General features: G+C 44.4%; 20 protein-coding genes. 6 read left to right on the top strand and 14 right to left on the bottom strand.

Going from position 1 to position 20,767, the window contains the following annotated elements:
* Positions 1-189 precede the first annotated feature (189 nt).
* Positions 190-2,313: a 3-hydroxyacyl-CoA dehydrogenase NAD-binding domain-containing protein gene (locus IW644_RS03595; protein ID WP_269916433.1), complete on the bottom strand. Its 2,124-nt coding sequence runs from the start codon at positions 2,311-2,313 to the stop codon at positions 190-192.
* A gap of 244 nt (positions 2,314-2,557) precedes the next feature.
* Between IW644_RS03595 and IW644_RS03590 the strand changes: the two genes are divergently transcribed.
* The 3 genes from IW644_RS03590 (at position 2,558) to IW644_RS03580 (ending at position 4,755) form a co-directional block, all read left to right on the top strand.
* Positions 2,558-3,472: a haloalkane dehalogenase gene (locus IW644_RS03590; protein WP_269916432.1), complete on the top strand. Its 915-nt coding sequence runs from the start codon at positions 2,558-2,560 to the stop codon at positions 3,470-3,472.
* Between the two features lie 61 nt (positions 3,473-3,533).
* Positions 3,534-4,298: an SDR family NAD(P)-dependent oxidoreductase gene (locus IW644_RS03585; protein ID WP_179983202.1), complete on the top strand. Its 765-nt coding sequence runs from the start codon at positions 3,534-3,536 to the stop codon at positions 4,296-4,298.
* Between the two features lie 175 nt (positions 4,299-4,473).
* Entirely contained in the window at positions 4,474-4,755 is a 282-nt protein-coding gene (locus tag IW644_RS03580; RefSeq protein WP_269916431.1) for a hypothetical protein, read from the top strand.
* Between the two features lie 17 nt (positions 4,756-4,772).
* On the opposite strand, the gene IW644_RS03575 is transcribed toward IW644_RS03580, so the two are convergent.
* The 3 genes from IW644_RS03575 to IW644_RS03565 form a co-directional block, all read right to left on the bottom strand.
* Positions 4,773-5,114, bottom strand: coding sequence for a CCC motif membrane protein (locus tag IW644_RS03575; protein WP_269916430.1), 342 nt, complete (start codon positions 5,112-5,114; stop codon positions 4,773-4,775).
* A gap of 77 nt (positions 5,115-5,191) precedes the next feature.
* Complete coding sequence (locus IW644_RS03570) at positions 5,192-5,557, bottom strand: DUF4870 domain-containing protein (RefSeq protein ID WP_179983200.1); 366 nt, start codon at positions 5,555-5,557, stop codon at positions 5,192-5,194.
* A 13-nt stretch (positions 5,558-5,570) separates the two neighbouring features.
* Positions 5,571-5,720, bottom strand: coding sequence for a gamma-glutamylcyclotransferase family protein (locus tag IW644_RS03565; protein ID WP_269916429.1), 150 nt, complete (start codon positions 5,718-5,720; stop codon positions 5,571-5,573).
* 156 nt (positions 5,721-5,876) lie between these two features.
* On the opposite strand from IW644_RS03565, the gene IW644_RS03560 reads away from it, so the two are divergent.
* From IW644_RS03560 to IW644_RS03550, 3 genes are all read left to right on the top strand, one after another.
* The gene (locus IW644_RS03560) at positions 5,877-7,697 is read left to right on the top strand and encodes a M2 family metallopeptidase (RefSeq protein ID WP_269916428.1); all 1,821 of its coding nucleotides are present in this window, start codon (positions 5,877-5,879) and stop codon (positions 7,695-7,697) included.
* Between the two features lie 161 nt (positions 7,698-7,858).
* A complete protein-coding gene (locus IW644_RS03555; protein ID WP_269916427.1) occupies positions 7,859-10,813 on the top strand; it encodes a ligand-binding sensor domain-containing diguanylate cyclase in 2,955 nt (984 codons plus the stop codon).
* Between the two features lie 185 nt (positions 10,814-10,998).
* A complete protein-coding gene (locus tag IW644_RS03550; protein WP_269916426.1) occupies positions 10,999-11,631 on the top strand; it encodes an SDR family oxidoreductase in 633 nt (210 codons plus the stop codon).
* An 86-nt stretch (positions 11,632-11,717) separates the two neighbouring features.
* On the opposite strand, the gene IW644_RS03545 is transcribed toward IW644_RS03550, so the two are convergent.
* The 10 genes from IW644_RS03545 to acpP form a co-directional block, all read right to left on the bottom strand.
* Entirely contained in the window at positions 11,718-12,275 is a 558-nt protein-coding gene (locus IW644_RS03545) for a pyridoxamine 5'-phosphate oxidase family protein (protein ID WP_269916425.1), read from the bottom strand.
* A gap of 34 nt (positions 12,276-12,309) precedes the next feature.
* Complete coding sequence (locus tag IW644_RS03540; RefSeq protein WP_179983194.1) at positions 12,310-13,089, bottom strand: TatD family hydrolase; 780 nt, start codon at positions 13,087-13,089, stop codon at positions 12,310-12,312.
* Between the two features lie 59 nt (positions 13,090-13,148).
* Complete coding sequence (gene holB, locus IW644_RS03535; RefSeq protein WP_269916424.1) at positions 13,149-14,036, bottom strand: DNA polymerase III subunit delta'; 888 nt, start codon at positions 14,034-14,036, stop codon at positions 13,149-13,151.
* Positions 14,036-14,725 (bottom strand): dTMP kinase, encoded by a 690-nt coding sequence (tmk, locus tag IW644_RS03530; RefSeq protein WP_269916423.1) that lies wholly within the window; start codon positions 14,723-14,725, stop codon positions 14,036-14,038. The genes holB and tmk overlap by 1 nt, the downstream gene beginning before the upstream one ends.
* An 81-nt stretch (positions 14,726-14,806) precedes the next feature.
* Positions 14,807-15,826, bottom strand: coding sequence for an endolytic transglycosylase MltG (mltG, locus tag IW644_RS03525; protein ID WP_269916422.1), 1,020 nt, complete (start codon positions 15,824-15,826; stop codon positions 14,807-14,809).
* 198 nt (positions 15,827-16,024) lie between these two features.
* Complete coding sequence (pabC, locus tag IW644_RS03520) at positions 16,025-16,882, bottom strand: aminodeoxychorismate lyase (RefSeq protein ID WP_269916421.1); 858 nt, start codon at positions 16,880-16,882, stop codon at positions 16,025-16,027.
* A 428-nt stretch (positions 16,883-17,310) separates the two neighbouring features.
* Positions 17,311-17,820 (bottom strand): bacteriocin fulvocin C-related protein, encoded by a 510-nt coding sequence (locus IW644_RS03515; protein WP_269916420.1) that lies wholly within the window; start codon positions 17,818-17,820, stop codon positions 17,311-17,313.
* A gap of 617 nt (positions 17,821-18,437) precedes the next feature.
* Entirely contained in the window at positions 18,438-18,920 is a 483-nt protein-coding gene (locus IW644_RS03510) for an IS66 family transposase (RefSeq protein ID WP_083648719.1), read from the bottom strand.
* A 201-nt stretch (positions 18,921-19,121) separates the two neighbouring features.
* Positions 19,122-20,360 (bottom strand): beta-ketoacyl-ACP synthase II, encoded by a 1,239-nt coding sequence (gene fabF, locus IW644_RS03505; protein WP_269916419.1) that lies wholly within the window; start codon positions 20,358-20,360, stop codon positions 19,122-19,124.
* 80 nt (positions 20,361-20,440) lie between these two features.
* On the bottom strand, positions 20,441-20,680 hold the full coding sequence (gene acpP / locus IW644_RS03500) for an acyl carrier protein (RefSeq protein WP_012518211.1): 240 nt from the start codon (positions 20,678-20,680) through the stop codon (positions 20,441-20,443).
* Positions 20,681-20,767: the final 87 nt, after the last annotated feature.

Below are 20,767 nucleotides of genomic sequence, written 5' to 3'. Positions count from 1 at the left end.
GTTCCTTTCAGTTGGGCTGAATGTTCAGCCTAAATTTCGCTAGCGCTTTTTATCTAAGACCAATTTCTTAGAATCAGTTCTTAGAATCAGTTCTTAGAATCGGCTCTTAGAACAGGCGCTTTGCTTTACTTAAAATTACTTCGACGGCGTAAACACTTAATGTTTGCGCCGCCAACGTGTCACCTATGCCTACTTAGGTTGGTAACTTTTAAATGTGCCGCCTTCCTGCGCCAACTTAACAAGTAAGTCACTCGGCTCAAGCCACATTTTTCCGTACTCACCTAACTGGTCGCGATAAGTCGTTAGCTTATCTAAGATAGTGCCAAGCCCTACTTCGTCGGCATATTGCATAGGGCCGCCGCGATACACAGGGAAGCCATAGCCGTAAACATAGATCACGTCAATATCACTAGATTTAGCCGCTATACCCTCTTCCAAGATGGCAGCACCTTCGTTTATTAATGAATACATAACGCGAACTAGGATTTCTTCATCGCTAATATCTGAGCGCTGGACCACGCCTAAACGTTCAGCTTCCTGCTTAGCAATGTCCAATACTTCAGGGTCTGGGATTGGTACTCGACTGCCGGCCTCATAGTTGTAGGCACCACGACCGGTTTTTAGACCGTTGCGCCCCATTTCAACGAGGCGATCTGCTACAGCGCCATACGCAGGGTCGTGAGAAATGTGTTCTTGGCGAGACTGGCGCACATAATAACCAATATCTAAGCCTGCCATATCTCCCATGGTGAACGGGCCCATTGGCATGCCAAACTCGGTAAGCACGCGGTCGACTTGCTCAGGCGTTGCCCCTTCAAGTAATAATCGGTTCGCTTCCCGGCCGTATGGTTCAATCATACGATTGCCTACAAACCCGAAGCATACTCCTACTAAAACAGCGACCTTCCTGATTTTCTTAGCCATCTTCATACAAGTTTTAATAACTTCAGCAGACGTCTTCTCAGCTTTAACCACTTCGAGTAGCTTCATTACATTGGCAGGCGAGAAGAAGTGAAGCCCAATGACATCTTCAGGGCGAGAGGTGGCTGTCGCGATTTCGTCAATATCTAGAGTAGATGTGTTAGAGGCGAGTATAGCGCCTGGCTTGCATACTTTATCAAGGGTTGAGAATACCGTTTTCTTTACTTCCATCTTTTCAAAAACGGCTTCGATTACCAAGTCAACATCGGCTAGATCGTCGTAAGTCGTTGTACCAGAAAGAAGCGCCATTCGACTTTCTACTTGTTCTTGGGTCAACTTACCTTTTTTGGCTGAATTTTCGTAATTCTTACGGATAAGGGCCAAACCTTTCTCTAGTGCTTCTTCTTTAAGCTCTAGCATAGTGACTGGAATACCCGCATTGGCAAAGTTCATAGCAATGCCACCGCCCATAGTGCCAGCACCGATAATGGCGACTTTTTCAATGCTGCGCTCTGGGGTGTTTTTATCAAAATCACTTACGTGACCAGCTGCGCGCTCAGCGAAGAAGAAATGCTGTTGGGCACGCGCCTGTGGCGTGTTCATGCATTCCATGAACAGCTTGCCTTCATTTTTAAGGCCGTCTTCAAACGCTAGGGTGTATGCGCCGCGTACCGCTTCAATACATTTTAATGGCGCGAAGAAGCCGCGAGCCGCTTTCTTAGTTTGTGCGGTAACTGCATCGAACACCGCCTGTGTCTCATCTGACATAGTCAGCGTAATGTCACTGGTACGCTTTATCGCTTTATCAGGTGTTAAACCCTGTAAATACGCTTTGGCATCTTCTAGTAAATGCTCAGGCTTATCAGAAATTTTGTCGAATACACCGGGTAATTTAACGACAGTCGTTGGTTTACCGGTAACAATCATTTGCAGTGAGGTTTGCGCGTCAGCTAGGCGTGGCAAACGCTGTGTACCACCGGCACCGGGAAGAATGCCAAGGTTAACTTCTGGCAGACCGACCTTGTTGTCGGCAAAAGTAATACGGTGGTGACACGCCAGTGCCACCTCTAGACCACCACCAAACGCTGGCCCTGGAAGCACTGCAATTACCGGTTTAGACGCATTCTCTATTTTGTCTAACACTTCAGGCAACATGGGAGATAGATCGCCGCCAGAGAATTCACTGATATCAGCGCCACCCGAAAAAATAGGGAGTGAAGAAGTAATAACAATTGCACTGACACTGTCGTCATTAAGTGCGCTATCTATACCTTCGATTAGTCCTACTCTAATAGCACGGGATAGCGCATTCACAGGCGCGCTCTGCATTGTCAGTGTAGCAACGCCTTGTTGTACTGCATATTCTACGGCTTTATTTTCCATCTCAGTCATAACCATGTCCTGTTTATCACGTTAACTGGATGTTATTGCAGTGTTGTTAATCATCCAAGTTTATTGGTGTTATAGACATTTATCATAATTTTTAATAATGACCGCTACCCCTTTTATAAGCTCACCTTTCCGTGAAGCCCCTGACACAGCTTACTTAAGCTTTAATTGACAGCTTCGCTTCTCAATGCTTTTGTTAACAAAGATAGAGCGATAATTACACTATATTTACAAAGGATGTTTATCTATGCAGGTTCGAAAAACGCCAGAAAGTGCTTTTGACAATATTAAGGATTTTCCTTACCCCCCTAAGTTTGCAGAAGTTACTGATACTATCAGTAGTGTGATTTCGATGGCGTACTATCAGTGCGGCCCTCAAGATGGACATACAATTCTGTTAATGCATGGCGAACCTACATGGGCCTATCTTTATCGTAAAATGATGCCACTGCTAGCTGACGCAGGGTTTAATGTGATAGCACCGGATTTAATTGGTTTTGGACGTTCTGACAAGCCCGTAAGAAAAGAAGACTATTCCTACGCACGCCACGTAATATGGACAAAAGACTGGTTTACACAGGTCACCAAAGGCCCGGTGACCTTATTTTGCCAAGATTGGGGGGGGTTGTTAGGGCTGCGACTCGTTGCAGATATGCCGGAACGCTTTTCCGGCGTAATGGTGTCTAACACCGGACTCCCGACCGGTGACCACTCACCGAGCGAGGCCTTCATCAAATGGCGCCGGTTTTCGCAAGACGTACCGGTTTTCCCAACCTCAAGTATTATACAAAATGCAACGACAACCGAATTAAACCCAGCGACACTTGCTGCCTACGATGCCCCTTTCCCTGATGAGAGTTATAAGGCTGGAGCGCGCATGTTCCCCCTACTAGTTCCTACAAGCTCAGACAATGCAGAGGCGCAGGCGAACAGAGATGCTTGGGAAAAACTCAAGCACTACGAGAAACCTTTTGTTACCGCTTTTGGTGATAGTGACCCCGTTACTAAAGGTGGCGATAAGATATTTCAAAAGCTGGTGCCGGGCTGCAAAGGCATGCCCCATACCACAGTGAAAAACGCCGGGCACTTTATTCAAGAAGATAAAGGCGAAGAGCTAGCTAATCTACTTATTCAGTTTATTAAACAAACACAGCTTAAATAGTTTCAACGACAAACTATCAACAGACTTAACTTCCATAAATATTAGACACTAGGAGTTTACCATGGACGCTCTTCTCGACTTTACCGGGCAAGTTGTATTGATTACAGGTGCGGGCAGCGGTTTTGGCCGTTTATTGTCTTTAGGACTTGCTAACAGAGGCGCGAAGCTAGTGCTTTCTGATATTAACCAAACCGCCCTTGAAGAAACACAGAACGATGTAAAAGCGCTCACAGATGTGGTGGTGCTAGCAGGCAACATAGCAAGTGAATCACTCAATAAAGCATTAGTTGAAAAAGCTATGGAAACCTTCGGTAGACTAGATATCGCCGTAAATAATGCTGGCATCGCCCACAATCCAGCGCCTGTGCACCAGATGACTGAAGAGATTATAGATTCACAGTTTGCTGTAAACGTGAAGGGGGTGATGTTTGGAATGAAATATCAAATTCCGGTAATGCTCGCACAAAAGCAGGGCCACGTTCTCAATGTTAGCTCACTAGCGGGGTTAGGCGGCGCGCCTAAAGGCGGTGCCTACGCTGCGGCAAAACACGCAGTGTCGGGAATAACCCGTACAGCAGCTGTGGAATATGGCCGTAAAAATGTTCGCGTTAATGCCATATGCCCCTTTTATAGCCCAACTAATATTTTAAACGTGGATGGTTACAATACCCCAGAGGCAAGGGAACAGCTTGGCATGGGCAGCCCAATGAAACGTTTGGGCGAGCCGCAAGAAATCGTAAACACCATGATGCTAATGTTGTCACCAGGCAATAGCTATATGAATGGGCAAACAATAGCCGTAGACGGCGGTGTAACCGCATGGTGATAACAAAATAGCTAGTCAATGTCTTAGCCCTAAGTATAAGAAACTATACCTTTGTATAACACAATGCCTTTAGGTTTTTCTCTACTTTAGATGTAATGAAGGGGAACAAACAAAGTCGATTAAGGAGGCGAGTGCAACCGCCTCCGAGATCTTTTCTTAGTGTGAAAGAGAAAATGTGATGAAAAACCTAACTAAAAACATTTCTTCTACTTTGGGGTTACTTGCCGTAATAAGCGCTTCAAATTTAAGCATCGCACAAGAAACGACGCCTTCAATATCAGCCCTTAAAGTAACGAACGCTTCTCAGAGTTATAAGAAAATTCGCCAAAGCAAATCGCTAGCGCTAAACACGTTTAAACGTAGTGATATTTTGCCGTCGCCAACTCCCGCCAAAAAGAAAGGTCAATATCTAGTCCACGACGCTTTACCTAGCGGTAGCTTCAACGGCAAGCAATAAACTTCAATAACCAGTCGTTAACGGCTATGCTTCTCGAGCCCTTCATTCCACCTGCGAACAAATTCATCAGACCATGCGTCCCAGCCAATGGTAGTCAGAGTCCAAATTGTGACACCTAAAATAGCAACGTTTAATACTAAACCTATGTAAGCAATAATTTTCCCTTTAGTAAGCGTCGATGAGTTTGCATATTGCTCGTAAGGAAGGGATAGGCTTTTCTTAGCGTTGCGAGCCAAAAATAGCGACAGCAGAGAGAACACAATCGCAAACCCACCAAAGATAAATAAGGTACAGCTCAGTACCGCAGACCAATAAACAGTACCAGCGCCAAAAATTTTATTGTCTGTTTGATTTTGCATTGTGCTTCTCTTCCTTGATGAATAGTTAAATGTTCAGTCTATAAATTGTTTAAATTACAGACAACTCACCGTTTTTGCTAGCGTTTTATAAACTGAAAGCTTAGTGGATATACCCACAGCTCGCCTTTATTAGCTTTTACCGCTGCTATTATCGCGAAAATGATGTTCATCAAACCAAGTACGACAAACCCTAGGGCGCCGATAATGATAAAAGTAAGAATAAAACAAATAACCGAATAAACGAGCAGGCTCAGCAACCAATTAGCTGTTACTCGACCGTGCTGATTAATATCTTCATTTTGATCTTTATGCGCTATCCAAAGCACAATTGGCAAAACAATGCCTAAGCCAGGTATGACAAAGCTAGATAATTGAGACACGTGTATAAGTGTGCAATAGCTACGGGCATTAAGCCCCCAATAAACCGGTTCTTCCGTTGACATAAATTTTTCCTTATTAGTAAGTTGGTTTTATTTGATAAATATAAGCGTCTATTGTTTCGCCGCAGTCTAGCTTAACTGGAACAATTACTCTTTCGTATTGCTCACCTTCAAAATCATCAAGCAAGGGCCAGTTCTCGTTGAGTTGGCCAGATTCAAGCACCATTCTTTCTGCACCTTTTCTTTCTATTATGCTGAAAAGATACTGCGCATACCAAACATCAAATTTGTTTTACAAAAACTGCATAGCGATACACAATGCTACCCCATGTCTATGTGAACGTCGATTCACTTTAAAATCAAAATAATTAAAGGACAAAGTATGCTAAATCATAAACGTACTCTGGTAGCTGCATTGGTAAGCGTATCGCTTATGGGATGTGGCGAGAGTACTACTCAGACAGAAACTAAACCCGAACTTACCGCCCAAGACGCGAAACAATTCTTACAGCAAGCGCAGGATGATATTGCGAAAATGCAGGTGCCGGCTGCTCATGCACAGTGGAGCTATGCTACCAATATCAATTTTGATACCGCTGCGGTTAGCGCCTATTTTAGTGAAGTGCTATCAACAAAAGTGGCAAAGTTAGCAAAAGAAGCGGCTAAATTTAATGACGTAGACGTTGATGCCAATACCCGCAGGCAACTTGATTTGCTCAAAAACAGTTTAACTATGCCTCCACCAGCAGATACTCAAAAGGCAGAGCGTTTAGCCAAAATAGGGTCAGAACTTAGCGCCATGTATGGGTCGGGTGAATACTGCAGCGATGAAGGTAACTGTAAGAGCTTAGTTGAAATGAGTGCAGAAATGGCCACGCTGCGCGACGCTGATAAACTGCTAGAGTATTGGACGGGTTGGCGCGAAGTTTCTAAACCCATGGCACCGCTTTATGCTGAACAAGTTTCTCTTGCTAACGAAGGTGCGGCGGAACTTGGGTTTGAAAACGTGAGTGCACTATGGCGTGGTAAATATGACATGCCAGCAGACGACTTCCCAAAAGAATTGGACCGTTTGTGGACACAGGTTGAGCCTTTCTACGAGTCTCTTCATTGCCATGTCCGTGCTAAACTTGGTGAGCATTACGGTGAAGATGTAGTACCGCAAGACCAGCCTATTCCGGCTCATCTTTTGGGTAACATGTGGGCGCAGTCATGGGGAAACATCTACGACATCGTTAAGCCTCAACAAGAAATGAAGGTTCCTGACGTAACGAGTGCACTCGCCGCACAGGGGTATGACGAAGTAGCCATGGTTAAGCAGGCTGAGTCATTCTTTTCTTCACTTGGCTTTGAAGAACTGCCAGAGACTTTTTGGGAACGTTCAATGTTTCAAAAGCCTGAAGGTCGTGACGTTCAGTGTCACGCTTCCGCATGGGATTTGGATGACAAAGACGATCTTCGCATAAAAATGTGTATTCAAAAGACTGGTGAAGAATTTAACGTCATTCACCATGAATTGGGCCATAACTATTATCAACGTGCCTATAAAGATCAGCCTCTGCTTTACCGTGGCTCAGCAAACGACGGTTTTCATGAAGCCATTGGCGATACAATAGCCCTGTCAATTACGCCTAAGTACCTCAAGCAAATTGATTTGATAGATGAAATCCCTGACGAATCAAATGATATCGGTATGCTGATGCAGGTAGCGCTTGATAAAATTGCCTTTATTCCTTTTGGTTTGATGGTTGATCAGTGGCGTTGGAAGGTCATGTCTGGTGAGGTTACACCTGAACAATATAATCAGCTTTGGTGGGAATTAAGAGAAAAGTATCAGGGTGTAATGGCGCCTGTTGAACGCAGTGCTGATGCCTTTGACCCTGGAGCAAAATATCATGTTCCAGCTAATGTACCTTATACGCGCTACTTCCTTGCGCATATTCTTCAGTTCCAATTCCACAAAGCACTGTGTGATATTGCCGGTGATGAAGGGCCGTTGAACCGCTGCTCTATTTACGGCAGTGAAGAAGCAGGTAAAGCGCTTAACGAGATGTTAGAAATGGGAATGAGCCAACCTTGGCAGAATGCCCTAGAGACACTAACAGGCTCACCCCAAATGGATGCCAGTACCATTGCCGATTACTTTGCACCACTCAAAAACTGGCTGGACGAGCAAAACGCAACACGCCAGTGCGGTTGGTAATGCTCTATAAAGATTAAATCGCAGCACTATTGCTAACATTTCTAAATAATTAAGCCCCTTTAAAATGGGGCTTTTTTGTACAACTTAAACTTTTGTTCTATTGAAAGTCCTCGGCATTAGCGTAACTTACACCTATGAACAATCCTTAATGTTGCAATGATATGCGCCGCCCTTCAGCATGCCACTTCTTTATCCTCGCTTTTTTGGTTAGCTGGAACCTTTCTGCACACGCTCAAATTGGTGCCCCCGCTTTTAATACATTCGACATGGAAAGCGGCATCACTCACGTTACCGTTTCTGACGTCGCAGAAGATAAATACGGCTTTTTGTGGTTAGCATCCCAGTCAGGTATAGATAAATTTGATGGCTATACCTTTAGAAATTTTGGAATGTGGGGCAAGGATGAATCTTCAGGTCTTCAAACACTTAGTGTTCTACAATTAGAAGCAAGCTTAGACGGTCAGTTTATTTGGGTTGGTACGTTTAGTGGCCTGAGTCGCTTAAATGTCGACACTGAAAAGTTTATTCATTACGCCCTTCCCGTTTCATCGTCATTCGACAAACAGATTATCAATAGGCTGAAAACCACCCATGACGGCATGCTGTGGATAATATCTGAAAGAAATTTGTATCGATACCACGAGAAAACCGACACCATAGAGTTAGTCAGCTATCTTCCTGATACCACGAGTACACTTACCGATGTAGAGCTCATTGGCAATACGCTTTATGTGACCTCTACTTCAGGTCTCTATAAGCTCGACCCTTTTAAAAGCTCGCTAGAATTAGTTGCTTACAAGGGTGTGAACTTCACTCGCCTTGTCGCTGCCGAGCGTTCAAGATTTTGGTTAGGGACTTCTACTTATGGTATTTGCTTGTTTAATCCAAATGCAGAACCTGGGGCTATTACCAAACAGTGTACCAGTGAAGCACAGGGACTGTCGGATAACTCGGTTACGGATATTTTACTTCAACGCAATGGTAACGTTTGGGTAGCAACCGAAAGAGGTTTAAACCTTTTAACGGCGCATAGCCCGTACACGGTGTTACGCTTTCCTATCAGTGACAAAGATTCAGGAGACGAGCGCGTTTCAAGTCTATACCAAACACATTCGGGTCTTGTGGTCGTCGGAACCAAAGACGATGGTTTTGCAATAAGCAACCCTGAGCTAAGCAACTTTTATACTACCGAAGTGGGAAATGGCCGTATTGTAGGCTCGATGACCGAATACAAGGGTAATAAAGTATGGCTAACCAACGAAAAAGGGCTATGGATTTACGATACCGTCAATAAAGCTTACCAGGGGCCATTTACCTCAGATAGCGCTCGAACAACCGACGATAGTGCAAGCGATAAACTAACCAGTGTTTATTACGATAAACATAGCGATACGCTCTGGGTTTCCACACGCAGTGGGCTGGCAAAATTAAATAATGAAACAAAACAGCTTAATATTGTGGCGTTACAGGGTAAATCTGGCTACAGCGTAAACATGGATGCTCAGGGTGATATCTGGTTCGGTGGTTATAGTGATGGTGTATTTGTCTATCGCCCGTCTGAGGGGCGTGTTATCAAGCAGTGGCCCCTCTCCCTCACTACTCGCATCCTTTTTGAAAATAACGAAAGTGCATGGCTGAGCACGGTAACAGGCTTACACTTTGCTAATAAACTTACTGGTGAGTTAACGAGCATTAGTGACTACACAGACAAAATGACAGACAGCACAGTGGTGACGTGGATTTCTCGTTCGAAACGCGGTGGCTACTGGGTAGGAACACAAGCAGACGGCTTATTTTTTGTCACAAAAAATAACGATGATTTATCTTCTATCAACGTTAACCAAATAAAGCCAGAGAGTAGACTGAGTAAGGTTTCAATTGGAGCCATTGTCGAAGATGATGAATATGGCTTGTGGATTTCCACAATAGTAGGCATTTCTTATTTAGCGCCCGATCTCGATACACTTTATTACTATGGCGCAGAGAATGGTGCCCTCTCTACTGGGTACTACATTGGCTCTGTAGCCACTACGGAAAATAACACTATTCTTTTTGGCGGCGCTGAAGGGCTCACTCAGTTTAACCCCTCTGACGTTACCAACGTTAAATGGTCTCCTGACGTACACCTTACTAAAGTAGAAACAGTAAATCGAGATCAGAACAATGGCACTAGCGTTCAACAGCGCCTCAATTTAGGGGAAAAGATAGAACTTACCCATAATAATATTGCCCTTTCCATTGAGTTTGCAGCAACTGATTACATGAATGCCAATGAACTGCGCTACGCTTACAAGCTGGTAGATTTCGAAAATAGCTGGCGATTTACCGATTATAAAGCACGAGTGGCGACCTATACGAATTTAGAGCCCGGCCACTACCGTTTTACAGTAAAAGCGATAAACCAAGAAAACGTCTGGAGCAGCGATGAGGCCCAACTCGAAATTATTGTCATACCGCCATGGTGGGATAAGCCTGTTTGGCGTGGTGTACTGTTACTCTCTATCTTATTGTTCATTACTTCGGTAGTTTGGCTGAGAATTTCGGCACTAAAAGCACGTTCAGCAGAGCTCTCACTGAAAGTAGAAGAAAAAACGCGAGATCTTGAAGCCATGGTTGAGAAATTGACGCTTTTATCTTCTCAAGACTCGTTAACTGGGCTTAAAAACAGACGCTATTTTACCGAACGAGCCAAAGCACAATGGCACGAATTTAAACGGCACAACCGAGCTTTTTCATTACTAATCGTTGATATCGACTTTTTTAAGAAAATTAACGACGCGTATGGTCACCACGTGGGCGATGCCGTTTTGGTTAAAATAGCTAACACCCTTGAGAATAACCTACGGGAAAGTGATGTTATTGCTCGCTGGGGTGGAGAAGAATTTTTGATATTGTTGCCTTCACTAAATATACAAGAGGCGTATTGGGTCGCTGAAAAGTTACGTAAAAGTGTAGCGGAACAAGTTGTCGAGGCACCGCCGCATTCGGTCAGTGTTACCATCACATGCGGTGTCGCAGATATAAAAGACTATGACAGTGTAGATGCCTGTATTCACGCTGTAGATAAAAAACTCTACGTAGGTAAAGAGTCTGGTCGAAACGCCGTTGTTAAATAACGGTAGCTTTGCGTCGGCTCAACACCTTACATCTGACTCATAAAGGTAATTGCCCTCACTTACCAATTTATGCAGCCAATCTCTTTAGCATGGCATTCCATCGCAGTTAATGATCGCATATTGCGATTGCTTACTATGCAACCTTGTATCGATAAATATTTTTCAATTACAAGGAGTATAGCATTATGGCTAATATATTAGTGATTGGCGCTTCAGGACAAATTGGCAAACAAGCTACCGTCAAACTTTTAGATGCGGGACATAAGGTTTTAGCACCGGTGAGAAGCCCTGACAAACTATCTGACATACAAAATGATAATCTTAGTGTGGTAGAGCAAGATCTCGAGAAGGATTTTTCTTCGCACTTTGAAGGAATTGATGTGGCGGTATTCACCGCTGGCTCAGGGGGCAATACAGGCGCTGACAAAACCCTTATGATTGATCTATGGGCCGCACGGAACGCGGTAAATTATGCTAAAGCGGCAGGTACATCTAAATTTATTATGGTAAGTTCCATCGGCGCAGGTGACCCTGATAGTGTAGATTCAGCAATTAAGCCTTACTTAGTTGCCAAGCATATGGCCGACGAGCACTTAATTAACAGTGGTTTGCATCATATTATTTTACGCCCGGGTACTTTACAGAATGAACCAGGTACTCATTTAGTGCGCACTGACATGCCAAGCAATAAAGATGATGCGGTAATCCCTAGAGAGGATGTGGCAACAGCTATTGTTGAGAGTGTTGCAAAAGAAGGGAGTGAAAATACGATTACTTACCTGTTTAAAGGCGACACGCCTATCTCGCAAGTTTTATAGCACTTAAATTCCCCCTCCTCTGTTTAGTGTGATCACTACAGCGGGAGGGGTACTATTATGCAAAAGCACCTTTGTGCAAAAGCATCTTAGGGGATTAAAGACTGGCTCACCCAGTTACCATTGGCATCTTTTTGATGCCATTCTCGGCTTTGAGGGTTGCCTCTTAAATTTAGGTAATCTACGCTTTCAATAGCCAGTAATATCACACAGAAATGAGGTGGCACTACATCGAAATCGCCTTCTATTTGAAGCGCTGTGCCATCATTACGAGGCGTACCCGGCTCGCCCCATAGAAACTGCTTTTTCCCCGCGTCCGACAACTTATTCCAGTGCTGTTTAACTAAGTCGACATCCTGACTCGCAGTGATTAATGTAGCGAGGCAAGAGAAACGGTATTGCTCTCTGCTTTTAGAAAAATACCAACATACTTGTGCTTGAGCGTTTTGCTCGAGCTGGCTGTACTTTTCTGTTCGTGTATCAGAGATAACAACTAGCTGATTTTCGTCGGTCATCCCTCTAAATACTACAGTTCGGCAAAACGGAGTACCGCTGCCATCGACCGTGGCTAACTGAAAATATCGACTTTCGGGCATACTGCGGGTTTGGTGTAGACTTTTTGTCAATCCCTGTCGCCATTGGGGCATACCCACCTCCTCATGTAAGCCAACTGCTTTTTTGTTACGCTGCTTTCTTATCAGCTAAAGAAAACAATGTGTAAAAGTTGCGCGTAGTGATATCGGCAAGCTCTTTTACCGATACACCTTTGAGTTCTGCGATAAACTCAGCGACTTCTACTACATAGCCTGGTTGGTTTTGCTTACCGCGATGAGGTACAGGCGCTAACCATGGAGAGTCAGTCTCAATTAACAACCGCTCTAAAGGTATAGCTTTCACCACGTTGCGTAGTTCATCAGCAGAGTTGAAAGTCACAATCCCAGAAATAGAGATGTAAAAGTCCATTTCTATAGCGGCCTGTGCCATCTCTAATGACTCAGTAAAACAATGTAAAACGCCTTTGGTATGCGCAGCTTTGTGTTCACGGAGCAAGTTAATGGTGTCTTCTCTCGCATCCCGCGTGTGAATAATAAGTGGCTTTCTGGTTTCGTTAGCAACTTTAATGTGATCTACAAAAGAGGTAAGCTGAATATCTTTGCTTTCCGGGCTGTAAAAATAGTCCAGCCCTGTTTCTCCTATCGCGACGACTTCTTCACGCTGCGCCTTTTCTAGAAGTTCCTCATAACTACACGCTTCGTCTTGATGCAGCGGGTGCACACCACAAGATACTGAAACGTCATCAAACTGGCTAACTGCGTCTAACATGCTGTCGTAATCGCCGACCGATACGCACACGCAAAGAAAGTGCTCTACACCTCGTGTTCTAGCAAAATTTAACGTTTCAGCCAGCTCTTCTGGCCCTTGCTTCAGTCGGTCTAAGTGACAATGAGAATCTACGAACAAACTACACCTGTATTAATAAATTGCTTTCAGACAAAAGGAACTCAAACCTTTTTTGTCTGTTAACGTTGAAACTGTTTTAACAGCCCAAAGAGTACCATCGATTTATTCACCCCAGCATGTTCAAGCGTTTTTACTGCCTCTACACACGCTACATAGCGTTCAAAGTCGACGGCCTGTTGACGTTTTATGTATTCGTCATGGGCCATTTGTTGGCACCACAATGCGATTTGCTGCGCATTGCTCTGCCACTTATTTGCAAGTGCTTGCACCTGCGTGTTGGCATCACCTGCTAAAAGCGCCTGCATACCATCACTGAAATTGCGATAACTAATATCTTCGTCACCAGAGAGCGCTTCTTCCGCGCGAAGTGGTGCATAACCATAGGCCGCCAGTAATGCTTCGCTAGCATCTTCTACGCCTTTAGCCTTAAGGTAGTTCAAACTTTCTGGTACAGACGGAAGCGCAAGTATCTGTCGTTCACACCGGCTTAATATGGTTGGCATGATCTTGTTGATACTGTCAGTAATCAGCAGTAAGAAAGTATTATCTGTGGGCTCTTCTAAGGTTTTCAATAGCGCATTAGCCGCCGCCTCTGTCATGGTGTCGGCTCGGGGGATCAGCAACACTTTGTTTCCCCCCATTTGCGCAGTACCAGAGAGCTTGGCAATGCCTTCGCGAATTTTATCAACGCCAAGCTGCTTTTCACTTTCTAAAACATGAAAGTCTGGGTGATTCCCCGCTTGCCTTAGGTGACAGCTTTGACATTGTTCGCACGGTCCATCGGTGCTAGGTTGCTTGCACAATAACGCGTTGCTTAAGCCCACTGCGAGTTGATTTTTACCGATGCCCTTTGGCCCTGTCAGCAGTAGACCATGGTGCAGTTTTTTAGCCATATATCGGTTAAGCAAGGTCGAAAACGTTGCAACAAACCAGGGCAGCATTTGCATTACCCTCTCTCCTGCTGACTATCGTTTTGCACTGAGTGGCTACTTTCACTTACAGTACCAGTGTATTCATTGCTGGTCACATAATCGGTGATAGTGGCAATAACATCTTGGTGAACCTTTTCCATAGGCTGCATTGCGCTAATTACTACTATCGATTCATCTTGCTCGGCTAACGCCAAGTATTTAGCACGGGTACGCTCGAAAAAGGCGAGCCCAGCTTGCTCAATGCGGTCAAGTTCGCCACGTCCGCGAGCCCGCTCTAGTCCTACCGCTGGCTCAACGTCTAGGTATAGGGTTAAATCTGGCTTAAACCCTTTTAGTGCGATATCGCTAATGGCTGACATGGTTGTTTCACTTACACCTCGCCCCCCACCTTGATAGGCTTGTGAGGATAAATCGTGTCTATCGCCTACTACCCATGCTCCTGAGTCGAGTGATGGAAATATTTTATTAGTAAGCAGTTGCACGCGAGCGGCGTACATAAGAAGCAGCTCAGTTTCTTCACTAACGACTTCATCCCAGTCGTGCTTTACACATTCTCGTATGGCTTCCGCCATGGGTGTACCACCTGGCTCACGAGTCTGCTCAACGCGCTTTCCAGCATCTTTTAATGCTTGAACAATTAGCCCTATTACAGAGCTTTTTCCTGCCCCTTCGAGGCCTTCAACTACAATAAACTTTCCGCGCATTACTTTTTAAACTCTGTTTTCATTTAGCTATAACCTACTGGCTAGATAACTGCTACGCACTATGTAGCTGTAACAGCAGGGTTATCGTTTTAACTGGTATTTTCGCACAGCTGCATTGTGTTCAGCGAGCGTGGTAGAGAATTGATGGCTTCCGTCACCTTTCGCTACAAAATATAAAGCATCAGTGGATAGCGGGTGTAACGCCGCATGTATCGCCGCCTTGCCAGCCATGGCTATTGGCGTTGGCGGTAACCCCTTAATAACGTAAGTGTTGTAAGGCGTAGCCGTTCGAAGGTGTTTACGCGTAATATTTCCGTCGAATGTGGGGCCAATACCATAAATCACGGTCGGGTCGGTTTGAAGACGCATGTTTTTGTTGAGTCTATTAACAAAAACCCCGGAAATCATGTCACGTTCTTCAGGTACTGCCGTTTCTTTTTCGATTATACTCGCCAAGATAAGTGCTTCATAGGGTGTGGTTAATGGAAGATCCGCTTCCCGTTTTTCCCACTCAAGAGAGACAAACTCAATAAGCGCATGGTGAGCTCGCTTCAATAATTCACTAGCTGTTGTACCTTTAGTAAAAAAGTAAGTATCAGCCAAGTACACCCCTTCGGTCTGAGATACCTGTTCGCAGCACCAATCAACACCGTTACCTTGAGTTAACTGCCTTAATTTATCGTCGTCTAAATCGAAAACAAGATTGGGATTTTGCTTAAGAGTTTCAATCCATTGAGAGAGGGTTAGCCCTTCAACTAAGCTTACTGCAAAGAAATGCTCGTCACCTTGAGTAAAAAGGGTAAATACATCCACTAATGACTGACCAGGGCGTAACATGTATGTACCCGATTTAACCGACGTGCTGCCTGCAAAAAATTTAAGCCACACTTTTGCCACAAACGGTGGCACATCAGTTATTTCTGCTGCGCGCAAGAACTTCACCGTGCGATAAGCATTACTACCGCTTTCTATGGTAAATAAAGTTTCATTTTCTAGCGTTAATTCAGAAGTGACCTTTCCAGACACGTACATAACGCCACATGCAGCACCAATCACTGCAACCATAATAAGGGACAGTAAAGTAATAACAGCCCGCTTCATACTTGGGCTTCCCTTTTGTACATTGTTTTATTTTCCATTCTACTTCGTTCTACGACTAATTCTTCAAATCACTTAAGAATGCATGCGCTCTTTTGTATGCATCTATAATGTCAATTTGAGCGCTAGCTTGTTTCGCTAGCCGCCCTTACTTTTTATTATTACTCGCTTTTTTACTGTGCACTTTTTACTGCCAGCTTTTCATTGCCCGTTTTTCACCGCAGCAGTAAGACGTGCCTTTAGGCAAGCAACTGCATCGCTTTTAACATCAAAATTAACCACAGAAAAGTCAGTCATTCTTACTTGTTTCACCGGCATTACTCCCATCAACGCATTGGTAATTACCACTGCGCTGGCTTTTCGTAAAAAAGAAAGGTCGTAATTCCCAACGTGAAGTACACAGTTATCGTTTAACAGCGAATCAATAAGACACTGCCTTACAACACCATTTACCCCACTACCCTTTAGAGAGGGGGTATACCATTCGTCATCAAGATAAAAAAACAGATTACCTGCACTAGCCTCTATAATACTATCCTGGGTGTCGCAAACGATAGCGTCGTTTACACCAGCCTCATCTACTTCGTGCTTAACTAAAACTTGTTCTAACCTATTCATATGCTTTACGCCTGCAAGCAAAGGCTGAATAGCTAACTTTGTTTGCGCACATATTACAGCAACACCTTCTTCTTTAAGGCTTTCGTAATGGCTAGGATAAGAATGTTGGCTAAATCTTACTAGTGCTTCGCTGTCTTCGCTTCGCGCGTAACCTCTTCCCGCCTGTCCACCAGAGACATGGACTTTCAGCACATACTTAGGCGAAGCGTTCTCCACTGAAGCGAGCTTGATCGCGTTTATTTGCTCAACTATAGCCGCTCTTAGCTCGTGGATGTCAATGTTAAGTTTAATGGCCGCAGCATCGTGCTCTAAACGTGAAATATGATAAGGCAATAATTGCACTTTGTGTTCGTCTACCAGCAAAGTGGTGAACACACCGTCACCGTAATTAAACGCCCTGTCACTTGGTGAAATAGGCGTAGTGCTAGGAATAATTCTCACTGCCTACTCTTGTTCGCCGTTGTTATGGTTGGTGGAAGTATACCAACTTGCGTTGGTCAGACAACTTCTAGCTGAATTGATTTGGATGTACCAATGCTGGAAGGGCCCCGACGCTTATAATTTGTGCGTAAGCGTGCAGTAAACAGCACGCTTACAAAGAAATTGAGCCCGAACAGGTATGGACTCACGACTCGTTAGAACAGAATGGACTTTGATACTTATAGTTGGGATGCCTTTCTGGAAGACAACTGGATAGATACGTCAGATCTTTAGTTTAATTGTAGTAGGCAATCATTAACACCCCACTACTGGATAGGACACTTGCCGTTACAGGAGTAAGCGTCCATGAAGCCACAGCCTCGGTTCATCCAGTAACAATTTTGTCCTTTAAGACGACACCCGATACATGCAAAGCTTGAGTCGGTTCTTCACTCACAAGGAGGCCTGTTGTCGTAGTTTGCACTCACAAGGTCTGCTGATGCTATATTCAACTGACTTCGTACAGTGAACAGCTCTTTGGCTTGTTCCAAGCCAAAGAGTTCCACGGCTTCTAACTCCAGCAGTTGCAGTTTCTGTAAGAACTCGGGGGTAGGTTCGTTCTCTGTGAATATTTCGGGGACGAGTATAGTAAGTCTATCTATGAAATCACGTTGTGACGCTGATAATGAATCCTCTTTAAGCACTCTCTGTAACTTCCATTTCCATAGTGACACTTGCTTGTCAGCAGTTAAACTGGCGATAAACACCCGTTTTTCAGTCTCCGTCTGAAGAGAGTTTAAAACATGCACTAAACTCAATTGATTTTTGCCGATGTTGGCATTGAGCTCGCTCGCTAGCTTTTGGACATGGCTATATTGCTCGTTGAGACCACAAGCCACAGTTTTTGCATTAAGATTTGAACAAAACATAATCAGACACAGAAGCAGAATTTTTTTCATAACAAAACTCCCGAAATTTAGCTAATTTTACATCTACCTCATCAGACGTATAGTCTAAAAGTTATACATAAGTATCGGATTGTCAACTTTTACCGGAGCGTGAAAAACGCCTCATTGGAGATTGCCGATTTGTTCATACACAGCCCAGCCAACAAGCTGCAAGGTGTAGGGTCGATGCTGGTTGGCGTTATTATTGATGCCGCATGCAGCAGCGGGATGGCTCAGGTTTGGACACTATGCAGGTTGACGATTATCTGGTCCATGGCTTCTAGCGCAAACATAGGTTCGTATTTTAATATTCGCCATGCGACGCGGGGAACCGATTCTACCAGTATCTGTAGGGTGTGTTTACTACAATAACATGCAGACCTATCACACAGCGCACTACTCCGGATAAGTGCGCAAAGTTACTCTGATTGCATTTACGATAAGTTAAAGGTCTAAGTGAAAACTTCTGACTGATATCAGAAGCTACCATCGACTGAAAGCCCATGAAAAAAGGCTATCGAAAAAAGATAACCCTTAAATATTACCTGCTTGCCTAAGACTGATTTTAATTGCCTGCAGTTTTGACTAATTCTCCATAAATATAGTTTTCTTCGTAACCGTCTGCTGATCTACACCTTGCCCGATTTAACATTCCAAGGCAACAGAGCTTCGACATTGCTTGGCGATGCGGCCAGGTGCTTCAGACAATGCATGATGTAATCAAACGGTGTTAAGCCATTGGCTTTGGCCGTTTCAATGATGCTGTAAAGTATCGCACTGGCATTGGCACCACTTTTCGCGTTGCTGAACAGCCAATTTTTTCTCCCAATGACAAAGGGCTTGATGGCTCGTTCGGCATGGTTGTTGTCAATGGTCAGGTTACCATCATTAACATAGCGAACCAGTTTGTGCCATTGGTTCAGGCTGTAGCCAAGCGCTTTACCCAATGTGGTTTTAGGTGGCACCTGCAAAGCCGATTTATCCAGCCAGGTTTTATATTGGTTTAGCAGAGGAAGTGTTACAGCTTGCCTGATCTTATACTTCTGCTGTGCTGCTGGTCTTCTAGGATCTGCCGCCACTCGTCCGGGCTTCGAAATTTTCTCATTGCTCACTCCGTATTTAACTTTGGAGCCAGCTTACCGAGATTTCATCACCCTTTAAATGTGCTGTTTACTGCACGCTTACATTTTTGCCATGAAAGTTAACGCTATAAACAACGAAAGGCAGCCGAAGCTGCCTTTTAACTTTACGTGAAGTTCACTTAATCAGTGATGCTTACGCTATATTAGTTACGCTATATTAGATACGCTGTATTAGATACGCTTAAATATCAATGAGCCGTTCGTACCGCCAAACCCGAAGGAATTACACAGTGCGTAGTCTTCACTGAATGCTTTCGCTTTATGTGCAACAAAGTCTAAGTCGCAGCCTTCACCTGGTTCATCCAAGTTAATGGTTGGCGGTGCCATTTTGTCACGTAGTGCCAAAATAGTGAAAATTGCCTCAACCGAACCGGCAGCACCCAGTAAGTGACCTGTCATTGACTTGGTAGAGCTAACAAGTAATTTGTGAGCGTGATCGTTAAATACACGTTTTACCGCGGCTACTTCAGCGATGTCACCTGCAGGCGTAGACGTACCATGGGCATTAACATAGCCGATGTCGCTTGCGTCCATCTTGGCATCGTTTATTGCGTTTTGCATAGACGCGGCAGCACCTTCACCATCTTCAGGTGGTGAAGTCATATGGTATGCATCACCGCTCATGCCAAAACCAACGAGCTCAGCATAGATAGTAGCGCCACGAGCCTTAGCAGCTTCGTATTCTTCTAGCATTACCACGCCAGCGCCCTCACCCATGACAAAACCATCACGGTCTTTATCCCATGGGCGGCTTGCTGCCTGTGGATCGTCATTACGAGATGACAACGCACGAGCTGCGGCAAAGCCTGCCATCCCTAACGGCGTGATAGACGCTTCAGCGCCACCGGCCAACATGGCGTCAGCATCACCATAAGCAATGGTTCTCGCGGCAATACCTATGTTGTGAACGCCTGTCGTACACGCAGTCACAACGTTTAAATTCGGTCCTTTTAACCCTTCCATGATAGACAAAAAGCCTGAAATCATGTTGGTTATGGTTGAAGGTACAAAGAACGGCGATACGCGCTTAGGTCCACTATTTGTCAGTTTTAAATGGTTTTGTTCAATTTGCTCTAAACCACCAATACCTGAACCAATAGCCACACCTACGCGATGCGCATTATCTTGTGAAACAGTTAAACCAGAATCGACCAAAGCTTGTTTGCCTGCTGCAATACCCAATTGGATAAAGCGGTCCATCTTCTTGGTTTCTTTCTTTTCAATGTATTCCTGCGGATCAAAATCGTTAATTTGACCTGCGAAACGGGTTGAATAGTTACTACAATCGAAATGGGTGATTTCACCAATGCCGCTTTCGCCCGCGAGCAGTTTGCGCCATGTGTCTTCGCTATTAAGACCTAATGGTGAAAGCATTCCAAGACCAGTAACCACTACGCGACGTTTTGTCACAAAAAGCCCTCGCTTTGGAACTAAGGTAGGAGATACAAAAACGGCTCTGTAAGAAGAGCCGCTTTGTCGCTACTTAAGACTTAAGCGTCTTTGTTAGCGTTGATGTAGTCAATTGCAGACTGAACAGTAGTAATTTTTTCTGCTTCTTCGTCAGGAATTTCAGTGTCGAATTCTTCTTCCAAAGCCATCACTAGCTCAACAGTGTCAAGTGAATCAGCGCCTAAATCGTCAACGAATGAAGCTTCTGCTTTTACTTCTTCTTCTTTCACGCCAAGTTGTTCAACAATGATTTTCTTAACGCGTTCTTCAATGTTACTCATAATTCTAGGTTTCCCTTAAACGTCACTAGATAATAAAAGTGCCGCTAGTTTATTTTGCAAGGTGCATCCTTGCAAGCACCAGTTTAA

The sequence above is a fragment of the Alteromonas sp. PRIM-21 genome (assembly GCF_027563165.1).
Taxonomy (GTDB): domain Bacteria; phylum Pseudomonadota; class Gammaproteobacteria; order Enterobacterales; family Alteromonadaceae; genus Alteromonas; species Alteromonas macleodii_A.
This window is presented reverse-complemented; position numbering and strand designations above follow the sequence as displayed.